The sequence below is a fragment of the Streptomyces sp. NBC_00083 genome, assembly GCF_026343295.1.
Taxonomy (GTDB): Bacteria; Actinomycetota; Actinomycetes; order Streptomycetales; family Streptomycetaceae; genus Streptomyces.
In genome coordinates, this window is record NZ_JAPELY010000001.1 from 2,314,028 (window position 1) to 2,333,272 (window position 19,245).

General features: G+C 74.0%; 15 protein-coding genes. 9 read left to right on the forward strand and 6 right to left on the reverse strand.

Annotated elements, in window-relative coordinates; translation table 11 throughout:
- The first annotated feature begins 121 nt into the window (after positions 1-121).
- The 4 genes from OOJ98_RS10235 (at position 122) to OOJ98_RS10250 (ending at position 8,281) form a co-directional block, all read left to right on the forward strand.
- The gene (locus OOJ98_RS10235; protein ID WP_267054306.1) at positions 122-829 is read left to right on the forward strand and encodes a GntR family transcriptional regulator; all 708 of its coding nucleotides are present in this window, start codon (positions 122-124) and stop codon (positions 827-829) included.
- 78 nt (positions 830-907) lie between these two features.
- Positions 908-2,437, forward strand: a complete 1,530-nt coding sequence (locus OOJ98_RS10240; RefSeq protein ID WP_267054307.1) for a hypothetical protein — start codon at positions 908-910, stop codon at positions 2,435-2,437.
- Positions 2,438-2,708: 271 nt separating this feature from the next.
- A complete protein-coding gene (locus OOJ98_RS10245) occupies positions 2,709-3,611 on the forward strand; it encodes a hypothetical protein (protein WP_267054308.1) in 903 nt (300 codons plus the stop codon).
- A gap of 50 nt (positions 3,612-3,661) precedes the next feature.
- The gene (locus tag OOJ98_RS10250; RefSeq protein ID WP_267054309.1) at positions 3,662-8,281 is read left to right on the forward strand and encodes a hypothetical protein; all 4,620 of its coding nucleotides are present in this window, start codon (positions 3,662-3,664) and stop codon (positions 8,279-8,281) included.
- A gap of 85 nt (positions 8,282-8,366) precedes the next feature.
- On the opposite strand, the gene OOJ98_RS10255 is transcribed toward OOJ98_RS10250, so the two are convergent.
- Entirely contained in the window at positions 8,367-8,789 is a 423-nt protein-coding gene (locus tag OOJ98_RS10255) for a hypothetical protein (RefSeq protein ID WP_323177885.1), read from the reverse strand.
- A gap of 397 nt (positions 8,790-9,186) precedes the next feature.
- Between OOJ98_RS10255 and OOJ98_RS10260 the strand changes: the two genes are divergently transcribed.
- From OOJ98_RS10260 to OOJ98_RS10275, 4 genes are read left to right on the forward strand one after another with little or no spacing between them, the layout of a single operon-like run.
- Complete coding sequence (locus OOJ98_RS10260; protein ID WP_267054310.1) at positions 9,187-12,060, forward strand: nitrate- and nitrite sensing domain-containing protein; 2,874 nt, start codon at positions 9,187-9,189, stop codon at positions 12,058-12,060.
- Positions 12,057-12,503: a roadblock/LC7 domain-containing protein gene (locus tag OOJ98_RS10265; RefSeq protein ID WP_267054311.1), complete on the forward strand. Its 447-nt coding sequence runs from the start codon at positions 12,057-12,059 to the stop codon at positions 12,501-12,503. Before OOJ98_RS10260 ends, OOJ98_RS10265 begins: the two co-directional genes overlap by 4 nt.
- A gap of 29 nt (positions 12,504-12,532) precedes the next feature.
- A complete protein-coding gene (locus OOJ98_RS10270; protein ID WP_267054312.1) occupies positions 12,533-12,970 on the forward strand; it encodes a DUF742 domain-containing protein in 438 nt (145 codons plus the stop codon).
- Entirely contained in the window at positions 12,951-13,556 is a 606-nt protein-coding gene (locus tag OOJ98_RS10275; protein WP_267054313.1) for an ATP/GTP-binding protein, read from the forward strand. Before OOJ98_RS10270 ends, OOJ98_RS10275 begins: the two co-directional genes overlap by 20 nt.
- A gap of 73 nt (positions 13,557-13,629) precedes the next feature.
- Here OOJ98_RS10275 and glpK read toward each other — a convergent pair whose 3' ends face one another.
- The 5 genes from glpK to OOJ98_RS10300 form a co-directional block, all read right to left on the reverse strand.
- The gene (gene glpK, locus OOJ98_RS10280; protein WP_267054314.1) at positions 13,630-15,141 is read right to left on the reverse strand and encodes a glycerol kinase GlpK; all 1,512 of its coding nucleotides are present in this window, start codon (positions 15,139-15,141) and stop codon (positions 13,630-13,632) included.
- Between the two features lie 183 nt (positions 15,142-15,324).
- Complete coding sequence (locus OOJ98_RS10285; RefSeq protein WP_267054315.1) at positions 15,325-16,515, reverse strand: lipid-transfer protein; 1,191 nt, start codon at positions 16,513-16,515, stop codon at positions 15,325-15,327.
- Positions 16,512-16,940 carry a Zn-ribbon domain-containing OB-fold protein gene (locus OOJ98_RS10290; protein WP_267055587.1) on the reverse strand — a complete coding sequence of 143 codons (429 nt, stop codon included), beginning with the start codon at positions 16,938-16,940 and terminating at the stop codon, positions 16,512-16,514. The genes OOJ98_RS10285 and OOJ98_RS10290 overlap by 4 nt, the downstream gene beginning before the upstream one ends.
- A gap of 118 nt (positions 16,941-17,058) precedes the next feature.
- Positions 17,059-17,406 carry a DUF962 domain-containing protein gene (locus tag OOJ98_RS10295; protein ID WP_267054316.1) on the reverse strand — a complete coding sequence of 116 codons (348 nt, stop codon included), beginning with the start codon at positions 17,404-17,406 and terminating at the stop codon, positions 17,059-17,061.
- A 200-nt stretch (positions 17,407-17,606) separates the two neighbouring features.
- A complete protein-coding gene (locus tag OOJ98_RS10300; protein WP_267055588.1) occupies positions 17,607-18,392 on the reverse strand; it encodes a M15 family metallopeptidase in 786 nt (261 codons plus the stop codon).
- A 301-nt stretch (positions 18,393-18,693) separates the two neighbouring features.
- Here OOJ98_RS10300 and OOJ98_RS10305 point away from each other — a divergent pair, with 301 nt between their 5' ends.
- Entirely contained in the window at positions 18,694-19,242 is a 549-nt protein-coding gene (locus OOJ98_RS10305) for an NUDIX domain-containing protein (protein ID WP_267054317.1), read from the forward strand.
- Positions 19,243-19,245 lie beyond the last annotated feature (3 nt).

Consider the following 19,245-nt stretch of genomic DNA (forward strand, 5'->3'; position numbering starts at 1 on the left):
ATTGTTGAACGATCCGACAAGACTCTTGCGCGGACGTTCCCGCTTCCTCATGTCCTCGCGCTGCTCCTACGATGGGCTCCCACGCGTCGGCGGTGGCGGCCGGCGGGGGAGAGAGGGCGCTGTGGCGACAACGGACTCCGGACCCGGCGGACTTGCCGAGGACCGCGCCCTGCTGGGCCGCACCAGCACGGCGGAGCGGGTCGCGGACATCCTGCGCACCCGGATCGCCGACGGCTTCTTCCCGCCCGGCGACCGGCTCGCCGAGGACACCATCGGCAAGGCGCTCGGCGTCTCCCGCAACACCCTGCGCGAGGCGTTCCGGCTGCTCACCCACGAACGGCTGCTGGTCCACGAACTCAACCGCGGGGTCTTCGTCCGGGTGCTCGCCGTCGAGGACGTGACCGACATCTACCGCACCCGGCGGCTCGTCGAATGCGCCGTCGTCCAAGGACTCGGCGAGCCTCCGTACCGCCTCGAAGGGCTCGACGCGGCCGTCTCGGACGGCGAACGCGCCGCCGGGGAGAGCGACTGGCAGGGAGTGTCCACCGCCAACATCCACTTCCACCGCGAGCTCGTCGCCCTCGCCGGCAGCGCCCGCACCGACGAGCTGATGCGCGGCGTCCTCGCCGAACTGCGCCTGGCCTTCCACGTGGTGGCCGACCCGCGCCGCCTCCACCGGCCCTACCTCGTACGCAACCGGGAGATCCTGGAAGCGCTGCGCACGGGGAAGCGGAAGGAAGCGGGGCGGCTGCTCGCCGACTACCTCGACGACTCGCGCGCCCAGCTCGTCGAGGCGTACGGAGAACGCGTCGCGGACGCGCCCGCCTGACCCGCGCCGCCCGCCCGGACGCCGGGCGGATCTGCGCCGTTTCGACCGTTGTCAGTGCGAGGACCTAATCTGTCCAGCGTGACTTCGCCTGCCTCGACGGAATTCGTTCCGCCCCAGCTCAGCGCGGCGCCGCGCCCCGCGCCGGGCCCGGCCGCCGACGAGGGGCTCGCGCGGCGGCTCCGCGCGCTGGCGTGCACCGCCCCGCTGCACGACCTCGACGTGCGCAAGGCCAACCTCGCGGGGGAGTACTCGGTGTACGCGATGGCCGAAGTGGCCCTCGCCTCCATCGACCTCGTCACCCTCAACATGGACTTCGACACGGGTGCCGACCACGAGCAGATCGTGGCCCGGCTCGTCCCGCGCGTGGCCGCCCAGGCGCCGGCCCGGCCCGCCGCGGAGCACGAGCGGGTGGCCCGCTGGGTCCTGGAGAACCTGATCAACGTGGGGAGCGTGGACCGCGGCTTCCGCGCGGTGTACGGCACGTTCAACCCCGACGGCGTCTACGTCCGCAGGGACTACGACTTCAAGCTCCTCGAAGAGGTGCCGGGTTACGGCGGCGCCGTCTACCTGCGCACCACCGACGAGGCCGTCAACGTCCTGGTGGGCGCGCTCGACACCGATGTCACCAGCGCCCAAATCGCGGCCGAGGTGAAGCTGGAAGTCCTGATCAGCCGCGGCCGCCTGGCCGATGCCCAGCTCGCCGCCGAACAGGCCCGCTACCGCACGGTGCAGTACGCCGAGACGCTGCGCCGCACCCTGGAGGCGACGCGGCGCAACGTCCGCGCGGTCGACTGGCTCAACGCGGTCCCCGACATGATCGCCGAGGCCCTCGACCACGTCGCCGACCGCTACCGCCACGAGAACGCGATCCTCACCAACATCCGCAAGGCGCGCGACGAGGCGGAGGACCCGGAGCACAAGCGCCGCGCCGCCGAGCTCGTCGACATCGTCAAGGACTGCATCCGCCGCCACACCCAGCTCCAGTCCCGCCTCCTGGAGGCCGGCCCGCTGTTCCGCGCCGAGCAGGACCGGCAGGCCTTCGCCCGCCCGGCCGCCCGCTCGGGCCTCGACCTGTACGGCCAGCTGGTCGCCCCGCTCCTCCCGCTCCCGGTGACGGACGCGATCCGGGTGACCGACGCCTTCTTCGCCCGCGGCACCGGCCTGCGCACCCCGGTGTCCGTACGGGTCGGGGACCTGGTCGACATACTGCTCACCCCGCCCCTGGAGCGGGAGCACCTCGGCGCCGAGATGCCCGAGCCCGACCTGATCGCCACCCCCGACGACAGCCGCTTCAGCGAGGAGCAGCTGGCCTCGGCCATGGACCTCCTCGACCTGGAACACGACGCGCCGCGCCGCCTCTCGGGCCTGCTCGCCGACGCCCGCCGCCGCGGCGACGCCGAACTGCCGTACCTGGTCGCCCTGTTGGCGATCCACGCGGCGAGCCCGCCGGTCGGCACGGCCTACCGCCAGGGCGAGGAGCGGCTGCTGTTCGCGGTGGACGACGGCACCCAGCTCGACGACCCGGAGTTCGGCGGGGCGGACCTGATCGTGGGGACGGCGCGGCTCGACACCGTCGGAATGGCCGCGGGCCGAACGGAGTCGACGTGACGTCCTTCCCGCCCGAGGCCACCCCCGGGGCTCGGCCCCGGGCCCCGTTCACGCCTTTCGCCGCACCGGCCGGGGGCGCCGCCTGCCCGGCGTCGTCAGGAGCGCGGGGCACAGCGCGGGCAACCACGCACGGTCCGCACCCGACCGGCAGCCCCGCAGCCCTCACCCTCCACCCCCGAAGGGCCTCGGGAAGGGGCGGGGCGGGGGAGCCGCGCGCCGCAGGCGCTCACCCCGCCGCACCCAGCACCGCCCGCACCAAGGAGACGACCCCGTGACCGACCACCACCCCGAGCCCGCGTTCGGCGCCGAGGCCGCGGCGCCCGCCGCCCCCGGCACCGGCGGCGAAGGCCGGATCACCCCCGCCGACGCGGCCGACGCCGCCCGCCTCGTCGCCTTCGGGCTCCAGCCCAAGCTGCTGCCCGCCAGGGACGCGGAGTACGGCGAGCTGCTGCGCCGCCACCGCGAGGACCCCGCGTTCGCCCGCCTCGCGGACGCCGTCGCGGCCGGGCTCGGCCTGATCGTCCTGGAGGTGTCGCCCCGCGCCGGCATGGCGGTGACCGCCGCGGAGGACTCCGTCTTCGCCGTCCGCATGGGCGACTACGCGCGCCGCGCCGCGGCCCCCGACTCCGCCGACCGCTTCCTGCACGGCTTGGCCCACCTCGCCGTCGCGGCCCTCGCCTTCCCCCGCCCCGAAGACCTCGCCGACGACGGCTACATCGGCCGCATCACCGTCAACGGCGTCGACGCGTTCGTCCGGCAGGCCTGCCGCCGCCTGGAGGAGCGCGCCGAGGAGACCGGAGAGAACACCGACCCCGAGACCGGCGCGCCCGGCCTGGAGGCCGCCTGGCGGATCTACGCCCGGCGCAGCTCCACCGGCGCCACCAAGGACGCCCGCCGGCTCGCCGGTTCGACCACCGGCATCGTCGCCAAGGCCGTCGCGTTCCTCACCGAGTCCGGCTTCCTGCAGCGCACCGGGGACGACGCGGGCGGCGCCTACCGCACCACCGCCCGCTACCAGTTGCAGGTCCGCGACATGGCCGGCAGCGCCGCCCTGACCGAGCTGATCGAGCTCGGCGTGGTCGCCGTCACCGACGGAAGCGCCACCCTGCTGCCCCCCACCGACGCCGACGACCTGGAACTGGCGGCCGACGCCGGACTGCCGTTCCACTCCTGACGCCGCCCCCTCGCTCACGCCGCCCCCCACCATCACGAGAGTCCGCCGACATGTACGAGCTGTCCCGGGTCCGCCTCTACTCCATCGGACCCGCCGGTGCGCGCTACGCCGACACCGTGCTTGACCTGCGGGGAGTCGGCGCGCCCGTGCCCCATCCGGCGCCCACGCAGGCCGAGTTCTTCGAGGACGAGCCGGTCGGCCCGCCGCGCCGCCCGGCCCCCGCGGGCGTGCTCTTCCTGGAGAACGGCGGCGGCAAGTCCGTCCTGCTCAAACTGATCTTCTCGGTGATGCTGCCCGGCCACCGCAACACCCTGGGCGGCGCGAGCTCCGGTGTGCTCCGCAAGTTCCTGCTCGCCGACGACTGCGGGCACGTCGCCCTCGAATGGCAGCACACCCTCACCGGTGAACTCGTCGTGGTCGGCAAGGTCAGCGAGTGGCGCGGGCGCCAAGTCTCCAACGACCCGCGGAAGTTCGCCGAAGCCTGGTACTCCTTCCGGCCGGGCCCCGGCCTCAGCCTCGACTCGCTGCCGGTAGCCGAGTCCAGCGCGATGCGGCCGTCGGCCGAAGGCGCGTCGAGCGCCCAGGGCCGGCGCCGCACCATGAAGGGCTTCCGCGACGCCGTCACCGAGGCGACCAAGGCCTACCCGCACCTGGAGGTGTACTGGGAGGAGATCCACGACCGCTGGAACGAACACCTCGGCGACCTGGGTCTGGACCCCGAACTCTTCCGCTACCAGCGGGAGATGAACGCCGACGAGGGCGAGGCAGCCGGCCTCTTCGCCGTCAAGAAGGACTCCGACTTCACCGACCTGCTGCTCCGCGCCGTCACCGACACCCGCGACACCGACGGCCTCGCCGACCTCGTCAGCGGCTTCGGCAACAAGCTCGGCCGCCGCGCCGAACTCACCGCGGAACGCGACTTCACCGCCGGCTCGGTGGACCTCCTCACCCGGATCGTCGAAGCCGCCGAGACCCGTGCCCGCGCCCGCGACGTCCACGCCGGTGCAGAACGGCGCGCCCGCACGCTCGCCCGGCGTCTGACGGCCCGCGCCGCCGACGAGCGGGGCCGCGCCACCGACCTCGCCCAGCAGGTCACCGCAGCCGCCCACCACGTCACCCTCGCCGAGCAGGCCCGCGGACGCAGCTCCCTGATCGCGTCCGAACTCGCTTACCGGCACGCCTCGTTGGCGCTCGCCGTCGCGGAGAAGGCGGCCACCGCGCAGCGCCGCGAACTGGCCGACGCCCGTACGCTCCACTCGGCCTGGCAGGCCGCGGAGGCGGTCCTGCGCCACCGCGCCGCCGCCGACCGCTCGGCCCGCGTCGCCGCCGCCATCCAGGAAGCCGAACGGGACGCGGCCCCCGCCCTCGCCGCCCGCGCCAGGGCCGCCGCCGATCTCGTACGGGCCCTGCACGCCGCCGCCGAGGACGGCGAGCGGGTCGCCGCCGAAGAGGAGGAGCGCTCCGCCGGGCTGCAGGAAGTGGGCGAGGCCGCCCACCGTGACGCGACCGTCGCCGCGACCGAGGCCCAGCGGGCCCGCAGCGAGGCAGGCCACCTGCGCCAGCGCCTCGCGGAGGTCGAGCAGGAGACCGCCGAAGCCGTGCGCGCGGGCTGGCTCGACGACAGCGCGCCCGACGCCGACCCGGCCCGCGCCGCGCTCGCCGCCAGCGACGCCGAGAAGACCGCCGTGGCCGGCTGGGACACGGCCCGCGAAGCCGCCCGCACCGCCGCCGACCGGGCCCGCGAGGCCGCCTCGGTCGAGGCCCGCGCCGAACTCGCGGCCGCCCGCGCCGAGGACGCCGCGCGCGCCGCCGAGCAGGCCTACGACGCCGAGCGCCGGGCCGCCGAATCGCTCGCGGCCGAGGAGCGCCTCGCCGAACTGCTCAGCCTGCCCACCGGCCGCTCCGCCGTGCCCGAGCCCCGCAAGCACGACGGCGAAGAGGCCCAAAGCCCTCTCACCGCAGGGGAGTTGGACCGGAGCGCCGACGAACTGCGGGGCCTCCTCGAACAGAGCGTCGCCTCCGCCGAGCGCCAGCTCTTCGAGCTGCGGACCGCGGCGGCCGACGACGCGCGCATCCTCGGCGCCCTCGGCGACGGCGGGCTCCTGCCGCCCAGCGCCGATGTGCTCGCGACCGTCGAGTACCTGGGCGAGCACGGCATCCCCGCACTGCCCGGCTGGCGCTACCTCGCCCAGGCCGTCGCCCCCGCCGACCACGCCGCCGTCCTCGCGGCCCGGCCCGAACTCGTCGACGGCGTGGTCATCACCGACCCCGCATCGCACCTACGGGCCCGCGAAGCCCTCGCCAACGCCGCCCTGCTGCCGCGCTCCGCCGTCGCCGTCGGCACGACCGCCGCCCTGCTCGCGCCCGTACCGGCCGCGGATTCCGGCACGGACAGCGACGTCTTCCTCGTGCCGCCGAACCCGGCCATGCACGACGAGCACGCCGCCGACGAGGAACGCCGGACGCTGCGCACCCGCGCCACCGCCCGCGACGAGGAGATCCGCACCCTCGCCGGCCGGCTCGCCGGGGACCGCTCCCTCGCCGCCCGCATCGGCGCCTGGCGCGCCGACTGCCCGCCCGGCATGCTCGCCGAGCTGGCCACCGCCGCCCACACCGCGCGCGAGAGCGCCGCGGCAGCCGCGGCGGAACTGGCCGAGGCCCGCACCGTGCGGGCCGAGGCGGACGAGACCGCCGCCGACACCGCGCGGGTGCGCGAGGAGCGCCAAGAGGCCGCCCAGCGCGCCCGCCGCGCCGCCGACGCCCTCGCCGGACTCGCCTTCCGGCTCCGCGAGCGGGCCGGCTGGCAGGTCAAGCTCCGCGAACTCGCCGACGAGGCGGCCGAGTCGGAGGCCCGCGCCCACACCCTCCTGGAGCGCGCCAAGGCGGCCGACGAGGACCGCCGCGCCACCCAGCGCGCCGCCGACGACGCCCACCGAACCTCCCGCGCGCTGCGCGCCGAGCGCGCCGAGATCGCGGGCGCCCCGGAGAACCTCCCCGAGCCCGAACCCGACGCGCCCCGCACCGCGCTGCCCGCCCTGCGCGAGGCCTACCGCGCCGCGTCCCAGCTGTACGAGAAGGTCGGCGTCGGCGCCGACCTGCGCGCCGAACAGGCCCGTGCCGAGAGCGACGAGAGCGCGGCCCTCGCCGAGCTGGACCGGCTCACCAACAAGGTGCGCACCCGCGCCGCGACCCTGCTCGAAGGGACCGACGGCGCGGACGGCCCCTCCCGCCAGGCGGCCGTCGCCCGCGCCGAGTCGCTCGTCCAGATGCTGGAGACCCGCGCGTCCGCCGCGAGCGAGCAGCTCGGCCGGCTGCGCGGCGAGGCCGAGCGCCTCGCCCCCGCAGACGGCGGGACGCACACCGAGCTTCCCGACGGCCAGGTGCCGGCCGACGCCGAGCAGGCCCAGGCCCTGCTGCGTACCGCGACCGCCGAACTCGCCGCGCGCACCGACGAGTTGGAGACCTCCCGCGGCGCCCACGCCGAACTGCTCTCCGCGCACCGCGCGGCCGAGGACGCGGCGGGCGGCTTCGACGAGACCGCGGCGCTCCTGCGCGACCTGCTGCGCGACAACGGCCAGGCCCCGGACGAGGAGGGCGCACCCGAGCCCTACCCGGGCACCCTGGAGGAGGCCCGGCACACCGCCGCCGAGACGCGCCGCTCCCTGCGCGGCTGCTCGGGCGACCTGTCGGCCGCCGACTCGGCGGTCCGCGAGGCGAGCGACATCCTGGTGCGGCACGCCAACGCCACCCGCTACGAGCAGGTCCGCACCCCGGCCCGCCAGCAGATCCGCGAACTGCCCGCGGCCTCCCTGCCGGAGCACGCCGCCGCCTGGGCCGCCGCCTTCGAACCGAGGCTGCGCGTCCTGACCGACGAGCTGGAGCAGCTGGAGCGCAACCGCGACTCCATCGTGGACCGGCTGCGCGGCCTCGTGGAGTCGGCCCTCACCACGCTGCGCTCCGCCCAGCGCCTGTCCCAGCTCCCCGAGGGCCTCGGGGAGTGGTCGGGCCAGGAGTTCCTGCGGATCCGCTTCGAAGAGCCCGACCAGGCCACCCTCACCGAACGGCTCGGCGAGGTCATCGACGAGGCCACCCGTGCCGCCGTGCGGAAGAACTCCGACCTGCGCCGCGACGGCATGTCCCTGCTGTTGCGCGGCGTGCAGGCGGCGCTCGAACCGCGCGGCATCGCCGTGGAGATCCTCAAGCCGGACGCGGTGCTGCGCGCCGAGCGCGTCCCCGTGGGGCAGATGGGCGACGTGTTCTCCGGCGGACAGCTGCTCACCGCCGCGATCGCCCTGTACTGCACGATGGCGGCGCTGCGCAGCAACGACCGGGGGCGCGACAAGCACCGGCACGCCGGCACGCTCTTCCTCGACAACCCGATCGGCCGCGCCAACGCGACGTACCTCCTGGAGCTCCAGCGGGCCGTATCCGACGCGCTCGGCGTCCAACTCCTCTACACCACGGGCCTGTTCGACACGACCGCGCTGGCCGAGTTCCCCCTGGTGATCCGGCTGCGCAACGACGCGGACCTGCGGGCGGGCCTGAAGTACATCAGTGTCGAGGAGCACCTGCGGCCCGGCCTGCCCCAGCAGGCGACCACCGGCGAGACCGTGCACGGCGAGATCACCGCGACGCGCATGTTCAAGAAGCCTGCCCCGCAGGGGAGTTGACGCGCGGGGGCAAGGGCGCGGTGCGGCCCCCGGCAGGAGCGGATCCGCTCAGCGGGCGTGCAGTCCCCGGCGCGAGCGGAACCGCTCAGGCGCGGGACAGCCCCTGGCGTGAGCCGTCCGCGGAGCGCGTCGGGGTCCGGTGGGACCGTATTCGGGTCCCGCGCTCGGCCGTGCGGACGGCCCGCCTCGCCCGGCGCCGCTCCCTGCGCAGCTTGCGCGCCGTGCTGCTCGGCATCGACACCACGCCGTTGCGCTGGTTCCACACCTGGCGGGTGACCCACACGTCCAGCACGCCCCACGTGGCGAGGACGGTGCTGCCGACGCTGCTGATCACCATCGGGAAGGCGAGCCAGGAGCCGGCCAGCGTGGACAGGATGGCGACCATCGCCTGTATCAGCGTCGCCGCGACGATGATGACGGCGCGCACGGCCGCGGTACGGACCGGATCGGGCAACCGCGGTCGCACGGCGGGCTCTTCCACCCACAGCGGCTGCTGCTCAACACTCATGCCTGTATTCCTCCCCACCCGCGGAGCCTCGATGCCTCGTCCGCCCCGCGGCTCCGCCCCCGCGGACCACGGCTCGACGCCATCGCTTCCTGACACCCTTGTGCCCCGTAAGTGCCCCGGCCCCACAAACGCTCCGTACAGACAGACGAACGGAACTCCCGGAAGATTCCGCCCACTTGGCCGGAACGCAGAATTCCAGCCATCTGCCACAGCGGTCGAAAAGCGGCCATGACGGGTGAGGCTCGACAGGGCCCGGGTCGCCATCTCCTGGAATACCAGGACAACGCCTGATCGGCACGTCCGAGGGCGGCCGAAAATCGCCCGGACGTGCCTTCGAGTTGTCTTCGTGTCAGTAGTAGGCTCACGCCGTTTGTTGACGGTTGATCTGGGGGAGGCCATGCGCTTTCGCGGGAAGTCCATCCGCAGGAAGATCGTGGCGTTGCTGCTCGTGCCGCTCGTCTCCCTCACCGCACTGTGGGGGTTCTCGACCTACCTCACGGGCCGGCAGGCCGGCGGGCTCATGGACGTGGCGCGCATCGTCAAAAAGGTGGGCTACCCCCTCGAAGACACCGTCCGCGACATCCAGCAGGAGCGGCGCCAGACCCTCGTCTACCTCGCCGACGAGCGCCCCGCGGACGCCCTCACCTCGCTGCGCGGCCGCCGCGCCGCCACCGACGCCGGGATCGCCAGGATCCGCGCCGCCGCACGGGACTCCGACATCCGCGGCGATCTCCAGAAGACCGCGAAGACCCACCTCAAGGCGGCCCTCGCCGGCTTCGACACGGTGGTCGGGCTGCGCCACTCCATCGAACAGGGCACGGTCGACCGCACCCAGGCGCTGGAGTACTACAACCGCCTCATCGACCCCTGCTACGGCTTCCTCATGAATCTCCACCCCCTGGAGAACGTGGAGATGGACAAGCAGAGCCGGGCCCTCGTGGGCGTCAACCGCGCCCGCGAGATGCTCTCCCGCGAGGACGCCCTCGTCGCCTCCTCCCTCATCACCCCGAAGACGACCACCCCCGAACTGCGCCGCGTGTCCGACCTGGTGGCCAACCGGGAACTGCTCTACGACACCAACCTGGAGCTCCTGCCCAACGCCGAACGCGAGCGTTTCCAGCAGTACTGGAACGGCCCCGACACCGAGGCGCTGCGCACCGCGGAGGCCGCCGTCATCGACGCGGGGCCGGCCAGGAACCCGCACCACATCGACGCCGCCCGCTGGCAGCAGGCCGTGACGCCCGTCCTCGACCACCTCGCGCAGATGGGCACCGAGGCCGGCAACCGCTACCAGGACCGGGTCGAGCCGGTCGCCTTCGACGTACTGATCAAGGCGGGGCTCGCCGGCGTCCTCGGCTTCCTCGCCCTGCTGATCTCCCTCTTCATGTCCGTACGCATCGGCCGCGGCCTCGTGCGTGACCTGACCCGGCTCCGCAAGGAGGCCCACGAGGCCTCCGGCGTCCGGCTGCCGAGCGTGATGCGCAGGCTCGCCGCCGGCGAGACCGTCGACGTGGAGACCGAGGCGCCCCGCCTCGACTACGAACGCGACGAGGTCGGCCAGGTCGGCCAGGCGCTGAACACCCTGCAACGCGCCGCCGTCGAAGCCGCCGTCAAACAGGCCGACATGCGCCGCGGCGTCTCCGAGGTCTTCGTCAACCTCGCCCGCCGCAACCAGGTGCTCCTGCACCGCCAGTTGACGCTCCTGGACACCATGGAACGGCGTACCGAGGACACCGACGAACTCGCCGACCTCTTCCGCCTCGACCACCTCACCACCCGCATGCGCCGGCACGCCGAAGGCCTGGTGATCCTGTCCGGCGCCGCCCCCTCCCGCCAGTGGCGCAAGCCGGTCCAGCTCATGGACGTCGTACGGGCCGCGGTCGCCGAGGTCGAGGACTACGAGCGCATCGAGGTCCGCAGGCTGCCCCGGCTCGGTGTGGGCGGCCCCGCCGTCGCCGACCTCACCCACCTCATCGCCGAACTCCTGGAGAACGCCACGGTGTTCTCGCCCCCGCACACCGCCGTGCAGGTGCACGGCGAGCGGGTCGCCAACGGCTTCACTCTGGAGATCCACGACCGCGGTCTCGGCATGACGCCGGAGATGCTGCTCGACGCCAACCTGCGGCTCGCCGAGACCCCCGAGTTCGAGCTGTCCGACACCGACCGGCTCGGCCTGTTCGTGGTGAGCCGGCTGGCCCAGCGCCAGAACGTACGGGTCTCCCTCCAGCCGTCTCCCTACGGAGGCACCACCGCCGTCGTGTTCCTGCCGGCCACCCTGCTCACCGACGCGCCCGAGACCGACGGCACCGGCTTCCGGCTCGACCGCGGCTCGGGCCGCGCGGAGGACGACCGCGGCGCCGCGCCGCCGCGCCGCGCGCTCTCCCCGCTGCCGGTCGGCATCCCCGGCCAGTCGGTGCTCGACGGCCCGGTCGAACTGGAGCCCCCGCTCGACCCGTTGGGCCTGGACGAACCGTCCGTGTTCGAAGCGCCCTCGGTGCGCGAAGGCGGCGAACCGGGACGTGGCGGGCTCCTCCGCTCCGCCCACCGGGCCGCCGAGCCGGCCGACGAGGGCCACCAGCACCAGCAGACCGCCGACGAGGGCGACGAGCGGGAGCCCCTTCCGCTGCCGCGCCGGCACCGGGTGCCGACCCTGGTCAGCGACAACGGCAGGCGCGTGGACGGGCCCGGCCGCGGCCACCCCGCACCCGACGCCGAACCGTCCCCGGAGGTGCGCCGCGCCTTCGAGAGCCGCCTGCCCGAGCGGCGCCCCACCCAGCCGCAGCGTCCCCAGGTTCCCCGCGCTTCGGCGCCCCGACCCGAGCCGGCGTCCCCGCAGCCCCCGCACCCCGCGCCGCGGCCGTCGGGTCTGACTCCGGTGCGGCCCACGGGCCTCGACCAGCCGCCCGCCGCGCCTCCGCCGGGTCTGCCGGGTCCGCCGAGCTCCGCACCCTCCTGGGGCAGCCTCCCCGGCGGCCCGGGAGAGTCCGCACCCGGTGAGCCCCTCGACGGGCTGCCCCGCCGGGTTCGCCAGGCGAGCCTGGCCCCCCAGCTCAAGGACGCCCCCGACGGCCACCGCCCCGCGCCCGGCCCCGACAGCGGGCCCGAGCCGGAGCGCGACGCCGACGAGGTGCGCGACCGGATGGCCGCCCTGCAACGCGGCTGGCAGCGCGGCCGCAGGCACAACGAAGCTTCGGACACCGCGGAAGGACCGTCCGCGCCGGACCGAGGCGACACCGCACGACGAACCACACCGGAGGGGGACGGTCGATGACCGCGCCACAAGACTCAGCCGCAGTACGCAACGCCACCGGGAGCGGTTCCGGCGAACTCAACTGGCTCCTGGACGAGTTGGTCGACCGCGTCGGCTCCATCCGCAAGGCCCTCGTGCTCTCCGGCGACGGCCTGGCGACGGGGACCTCGCGCGACCTGACCCGTGAGGACGGCGAACACCTGGCCGCCGTCGCCTCCGGCTTCCACAGCCTCGCGAAGGGCGTCGGACGCCACTTCGACGCGGGCAGGGTCCGCCAGACCGTCGTCGAGCTCGACGACGCCTTCCTCTTCGTGACGGCCGCCGGCGACGGCAGCTGTCTGGCCGTCCTGTCCGACGCCGACTCCGACGTCGGACAGGTCGCCTACGAGATGACCCTCATGGTCAAGCGGGTCGGCGTCCACCTGACCACCGCACCACGGACCGGCCTGCACACCGGAGGGTGAGGGGGGTACGCCATGACCGGGGGGACGCCATGAGTGACGCAGACCAACGGGCCGGGCAACGGCCGGGGGACCCGTCGGCGCCGCCCGGCCGCCCGCTCCACTGGTTCGACGCCGAGGCCGGCCCCGTGGTGCGGCCGTACGCCATGACGCGTGGCCGCACCACCAGCGCGGGCCAGCACCGTCTCGACCTGATCGCCGTGGTCGTCCCGGAACCCGCGGCCGACGACCCGGGCCGCGACCAGACGCTCTCCCCGGAGCACGTGGAGATCGTCGAACGCTGCGGCGACGCACCGCAGTCGATCGCCGAACTCGCCGCAGGACTCGACCTCCCCGTCGGGGTGGTCCGGGTCCTGGTCGGCGATCTCGTCGCCGACGCCCTGGTCCACGTAACCCGACCCGTTCCGCCGGCCGAGCTGCCGGACGAGTCCCTTCTCCGCGAGGTGATCAATGGCCTTCGGGCGCTCTAGCCGCAGGAAGCGGCACGTCGATCCGGTGACCCTGAAGATCCTGGTCGCCGGCGGCTTCGGCGTGGGCAAGACCACCCTGGTCGGCGCGGTGAGCGAGATCCGTCCCCTGCGCACCGAGGAACGCCTCAGCGAGGCGGGCCGGCCCATCGACGACCTCGACGGCGTGGAGGGCAAGAGCACCACCACGGTGGCCATGGACTTCGGACGCATCACGCTCCGCGAGGACCTGGTGCTCTACCTCTTCGGCACCCCGGGGCAGGACCGCTTCTGGTTCCTGTGGGACGAGCTGGCGCAGGGCGCGCTCGGCGCGGTCGTCCTCGCCGACACCCGCCGCCTGGAGGACTGCTTCGCCGGCATCGACTACTTCGAACGCCGGGGCATCCCCTTCACCGTCGCCGTCAACTGCTTCGACGACGCCACGCGGTACCCCGCCGAGACGGTGCGCGCCGCCCTCGACCTCGACCCCGAGGTGCCGCTCCTCCTGTGCGACGCGCGGGTGCGCGAATCGGTCAAGGAGATCCTCGTCGGGGTGGTCGAGCACGCCATGGCGATGTCCGCGAAGTCCCGCCAGCACGCGAGTACATGAGGCGGCTCCGCCTCCCGCGTGGCGCGGCCCGCACCCCCACCGACCGGGGTGCGGGCCGCGCGTCCACGGGGGCCTACCGCCCGCCCTCCTCGTGCCAGCCGAGGCTGCGCTCCACCGCCTTGCGCCAGTTGCCGTACTCGCGCTCACGGACCTGGCTCTCCATGCGCGGGGACCATTGCGCATCGCGCTGCCAGTGCGCCCTCAGTTCGTCGAGGTCCGACCAGACACCGGTGGCGAGCCCGGCCGCGTAGGCCGCTCCCAGACATGTCGTCTCGGAGACCTTGGGCCGGATCACCGGGACGCCGAGCACGTCGGCCTGATGCTGCATCAGGAGGCTGTTGGCGGTCATCCCGCCGTCCACCTTCAGCGTCGTGATCCGCACACCCGAGTCCTGGAACATGGCGTCGACGACCTCCCGGGTCTGCCAGCTCGTGGCTTCCAGGACCGCCCGCGCCAGGTGCGCCTTCGTCACGTACCGCGTCAGGCCCGTGATGACGCCCCGCGCGTCGGAGCGCCAGTAGGGCGCGAAGAGCCCGGAGAAGGCGGGCACGATGTAGGCCCCGCCGTTGTCGTCGACGCTCGCCGCGAGGGCTTCGATCTCGTCCGTGCCGCGGATGATGCCGAGCTGGTCGCGGAACCACTGCACGAGGGCGCCGGTGACCGCGATGGAGCCCTCCAGGCAGTACACCGGCGCCTGTTCACCGATCCGGTACCCGACGGTGGTGATCAGGCCGTTCTTCGACGCCACGGGCCGGGTGCCGGTGTTGAGGAGCAGGAAGCTCCCGGTCCCGTACGTGTTCTTGGCGGTCCCCGTGTCGTAGCAGGCCTGTCCGAAGACCGCCGCCTGCTGGTCGCCGAGCGCGGCGGCGACGGGCACGCCGGCCAGCCGGCCGACGGCGGTGCCGTACACCTCCGCCGAGGACCTGATCTCGGGGAGCATCGCCTGTGGCACGCGCAGTGCGGCGAGGATCGCGGGGTCCCAGCGCAGGGTCTCCAGGTCCATGAGCAGGGTCCGCGAGGCGTTGGTGACGTCGGTGACGTGGACGCCGCCGGACGTGCCGCCGGTCAGGTTCCAGATCAGCCAGGAGTCGACGGTCCCGAAGGCGATCTCACCGCGCTCGGCGCGGGCCCGCAGGCCGGGCACGTTGTCGAGCAGCCAGGCGGCCTTGGGACCGGAGAAGTAGCTGGCCAGCGGCAGCCCGGTCGTGTCACGGAACCGGTCCTGGCCGACGCCGGCGGCGAGTTCGTGACAGAGCGCGGAGGTACGGGTGTCCTGCCACACGATCGCGTTGTGCACGGGTTTGCCGGTCGCCCGGTCCCACAGCACCGTCGTCTCGCGCTGATTGGTGATGCCGAGCGCGCTGAGGTCCTCGGCGCGCAGGCCGGCCCGGACGAGCGCGCCCGCCACGACGGCCTGCACCTTGGCCCAGATCTCGGCGGCGTCGTGCTCCACCCAGCCGGGCTTGGGGAAGATCTGCCGGTGCTCGCGCTGGTCGGCACCGACGATCGCGCCGCTCCGGTCGAAGATGATGCAGCGGCTGGACGTGGTCCCCTGGTCGATCGCGGCGACGAACTTGTCCGTCATGGCCACCCCTGGATCGAAGGGCTGCGTGGTGGATGGGGCCGGAGCCCCGTGACACGGCGGTGCCGAGAGGTAACGGGAAGTTTTCACCGGTGGTGACGGGCCGTCAAGGTGCCGTGCGGCAAAGGCTGTTGGCCACCGAAGCCACTCCGGACGCCCTCCCCGTCCCGTGCGGCCCCGGCGTCCCTAGCGCACCGCCACCACCGCCGAGCCGTGGCCGAACAGACCCTGGTTCGCGGTGATCCCGACCCGGGCCCCCGTCACTTGCCGGGCTCCCGCGGTGCCGCGCAGCTGCCAGGTCAGCTCGCAGACCTGGGCGATGGCCTGGGCGGGCACCGCCTCGCCGAACGACGCGAGGCCACCGCTGGTGTTGACCGGGATGCGCCCGCCGAGCGAGGTCGCCCCGTCCCGTACGAGCTTGGCTCCCTCGCCCGTGCCGCAGAGCCCGAGGTCCTCGTACCACTCCAGTTCCAGAGCGGTGGACAGGTCGTACACCTCGGCGAGCGACAGCTCCTCGGGCCCGATGCCGGCCTCTTCGTAGGCGGCCCGCGCGATGGCGGCGCGGAAGGAGTGCGGGGAGGGTGCCACGGCCGCCGCCGAGTCCGTGGCGATGTCGGGGAGGTCGAGGACGGCCCTGGGATACGTCGGGGTCACGGTCGAGACGGCGCGGATGCGGACCGGGTCGGCGGCGCCGTGCCGCCGGGCGAAGTCCATGCTGGTGAGGACCAGCGCCGCCGCGCCGTCCGACGTGGCGCAGATGTCCAGGAGGCGCAGGGGATCGGCGACCACGGCGGACGCCGCGACCTCCTCGGCGCTGACCGCCTTGCGGTACCGGGCGTTCGGGTTGAGCGCGCCGGCCGCCGCGTTCTTCACCTTGACCTGCGCGAAGTCGTCCACCGTGTCGCCGTGCAGGGCCATGCGGCGCCGGGCGTAGAGGCCGAAGTAGGCGGGGTTGGTCGCGCCGAGCACCCGGAACCGGAGCCAGTCCGGGTCGTCGGGGCGCTCCCCGCCGGCCGGCGCGAAGAACCCCTTCGGCGCCGCGTCGGCCCCCACCACCAGCACCACGTCGGCCAGTCGGGCCAGGATCTGTGCCCGCGCCGCGCCGACTGCCTGGGCGCCGGAGGCGCACGCCGCGTACACGCTGGTGACCCGCGCTCCCTGCCAGCCGAGCGCTCGCGCGAAGGTCGCCCCCGACACATAGCCGGGGTAGCCGCCGCGCACGGTGTCCGCGCCGACCACCGAGTCCACCTGCGTCCAGTCGATCCCGGCGTCGGCGAGCGCCGCGCGGGCGGCGACGGTCCCGTACTCGACGAAGCTCCGCCCCCACTTGCCCCACGGGTGCATCCCCGCACCGAGGACCGCGATGTCGCCGCTCATGCCGCCACCTCCACGGGCCGCCAGTGCCAGGTCGTCCAGACGGTCCCGGCGTCCTCGTCGAGGACGCCCGGCACCACCTCGACCTCCATCCCGACCGCGAGGTCGGCGGTGCGCACGCCGGGCGCCGCCTGGCCGAGCACCACCATCCGCTCGGCCGCCAGCTCGACGGCGACGAGGGTGTAGGGCTCCCACGCCGTATGGGGGTCGGACACATAGGGGGCGGGGGGACGGTAGCGGCCGTCCGTGTACGACCACACCCGGCCCCGCCGGGACAGGGGCACCTCCGCCAGCTCCCCGCCCGGACAGGCGGGGTTGCGGCAGAACGAGTCCTCGCGCGGGAAGAAGACGGACGCGCAGGCGGTGCACCGGGTGCCGAGCAGCCGGAAGTCCTGCCCCCGCGCATCCGTGAACCAGCCCGCGACCACAGGCGTGTGCGTACGTGCGTCGGTCAAGGCCCCTCCCGGCACAGTTTCCTGACGGAACGTCAGAAGTGTGCCACGGGCGACCGGGGTTGGGGAGGGGCGGTCGGCGCCGGGTCCGCGCTCAGCGGTGGTCGGCGAGCCACTTCGCGGCGATCTCGCCCAGCTCGCGGTCGCGCCCCGCCAGCATCATGCGGATCATCTGCCGGTCGCCGCGCAGCGACCAGGCGGGGTGCCCGAAGCTCGCCGGGTTGTTCCGCTCGATGAACCAGTGCGCCGGCCACGCGGTGCCGTACCCGACGAGCGGAAGGGCGAGGGTGTACCGCTTGCGGCCCCGCGCGAGGCCGTAGGCGCTGAGCGCCAGCCCCGTGAGCGTGCCCGTCAGATGCACCCAGCGCGTGGCGGTCCTGGAGTGCATCGCCACGTAGTAGGGCCAGAACTCCTCGTACGACTCGAACACAGGTTTCGTCATGCGGCCGAACCTAATCCCTCGGCGGAGAACCGGATACGGCTCCTTCGCGTCCGAGAGGACAGAGCGGGTGTCCGGGACCCACGGGGGTGGCCCCGGACGCCCGCTCCCACCTCAACCGGAATCCCGGATGTGACTGCTTGGGGCAGCCATGACGAGGCCCTTGTCCGGTAGGGGGGCAGTGAAACGGAACCGGCAGTACGTCAGTGGCCCGCCACGGACCGCCACGCCACCGGGAAGTCGAAGTAGGTGTCGGGGAAGCGCTCCGGCCGGTAGGTGAAGTGCCACCACTCCTCGGGCAGGTTGACGAATCCCTGCGCCTCCAGCGTGCTCTTGAGGAACTGCCGGTTCGCCCGCTGGGCGCCCTGGATGCGGGGGTCGTCGGTGTGCGCCAGGGTGTCGAAGCAGTCGAATCCGGTGCCCATGTCGACGGAGTTGTCGGGGAACCGTTCTCCGCGCGGCGCATAGCAGGGCTTGAGCGGGTCGCCCGGGTGGTAGGGCCGGGTGGGCAGCGCGGGCAGTCGGACGATGGTCAGGTCCATGGTGCTGCCCCGGCTGTGCCCGGACTTCTCGGCGATGTACCCGTCCGCGAACAACCTCGACTTGTCGACCCTCGGATAGAACTCCGCCTTCATCCGCTCGTCGTCCAGATCCTTCGCCCAGCGCACGAAGTGGTCGACCGCCCGCTGCGGCCGGTAGCAGTCGTACACCTTCAGCGAGTAGCCCTGCCGCAGCAGACGCGACTGGGCCCGGTGGAGCGCCTCGGCGACGGGCCGGGTCAGGATGCACAGCGGCTGCCGATACCCGTCGACCGGCGCGCCCACGAAGTCGTGCGGGGTGATGTACCGCATCTCCTGGATGATCGTGGGATCGACGGAGCTCAACGCGACGAAGGAGCGCGGCGCCTCCTGCCGGGGCGCGGACCCGGCGGCGGGCGCGAGCGCGGTGACGGCGAGCAGGGCGGCGGCGCAGACCACGATCCGGCCCAGCCTCCGAGCAGCCGAGCGGCGCACCGCGCCACGCTGTCCGGCGCGCTCGGGCGAGGGCGTACGCACTCCGGGTGCCTGAGCGGGCTCGGGTGCCTGAGCCCGCCCCGGCTGTTCGGCCGACCGTGCTCCTTCGGTGGGTCGCGGTCGTTCGGTTCGCGCCGGTCCTTCGGCTCGCCGGTCTCCTCCGGCAGGTCCCGCCGGTCGGCGGTCGCGTCCTTGTGGTTCGTCACGTCGTGTCATGTGCACACCCTCCATCACGGCAACTCCCTTACGGCAGGGGGCGATCGGTTAGAGTCCGCGCGTGACCGCCACCCCGAAGCAGCCTCTCCCCGACTCCCACTGCGGTGCGTGCGGGACCCCGTACGACAGCCCGGACGGCTGGCCCCGCTCCTGCGCGGCCTGCGGCACGACGGCCTACCGCAATCCGCTCCCCGTCGCCGTCGCGCTCCTTCCGGTCACCGACCCGCACGGAGGCGGCCTGATCGTCATCACCCGCACCATCGAGCCGCAGCGCGGCGGGCGCGCCCTGCCCGGCGGTTTCATCGATCACGGCGAGAGCTGGCAGAACGCGGTCGTGCGCGAACTCCGGGAGGAGACCGGCATCGACCTGCCGGCGGACGAGGTGCGCCTCGCGGACGCCCTCAGCTCGCCCCAGCACCTGCTCCTGTTCGGGCTGCTGCCCCCGCGCCCGGCCGGCGCGCTGCCGCCCACCCGGTCGACCGACGAGAGCGAGGGGTGGGAACTGCTGCGGGGGCCCGCCGAGTTGGCCTTCCCCCTGCACACCGAGGCGGTCCGCCGATGGTTCGCCGGGGAGTACGGGCCGGGGAGCGGCGCCGGGTCCACCGGCTGATCG

What these genes read in the sequence shown, in the direction of transcription:
- OOJ98_RS10250 (WP_267054309.1), top strand. Translation starts at nt 3,662, where the DNA reads ATGTACGAGCTGTCCCGGGTCCGCCTCTACTCCATCGGACCCGCCGGT.
- OOJ98_RS10255 (WP_323177885.1), bottom strand. Translation starts at nt 8,789, where the DNA reads ATGAGTGTTGAGCAGCAGCCGCTGTGGGTGGAAGAGCCCGCCGTGCGA.
- OOJ98_RS10260 (WP_267054310.1), top strand. Translation starts at nt 9,187, where the DNA reads ATGCGCTTTCGCGGGAAGTCCATCCGCAGGAAGATCGTGGCGTTGCTG.
- OOJ98_RS10265 (WP_267054311.1), top strand. Translation starts at nt 12,057, where the DNA reads ATGACCGCGCCACAAGACTCAGCCGCAGTACGCAACGCCACCGGGAGC.
- OOJ98_RS10270 (WP_267054312.1), top strand. Translation starts at nt 12,533, where the DNA reads ATGAGTGACGCAGACCAACGGGCCGGGCAACGGCCGGGGGACCCGTCG.
- OOJ98_RS10275 (WP_267054313.1), top strand. Translation starts at nt 12,951, where the DNA reads ATGGCCTTCGGGCGCTCTAGCCGCAGGAAGCGGCACGTCGATCCGGTG.
- glpK (WP_267054314.1), bottom strand. Translation starts at nt 15,141, where the DNA reads ATGACGGACAAGTTCGTCGCCGCGATCGACCAGGGGACCACGTCCAGC.
- OOJ98_RS10285 (WP_267054315.1), bottom strand. Translation starts at nt 16,515, where the DNA reads ATGAGCGGCGACATCGCGGTCCTCGGTGCGGGGATGCACCCGTGGGGC.
- OOJ98_RS10295 (WP_267054316.1), bottom strand. Translation starts at nt 17,406, where the DNA reads ATGACGAAACCTGTGTTCGAGTCGTACGAGGAGTTCTGGCCCTACTAC.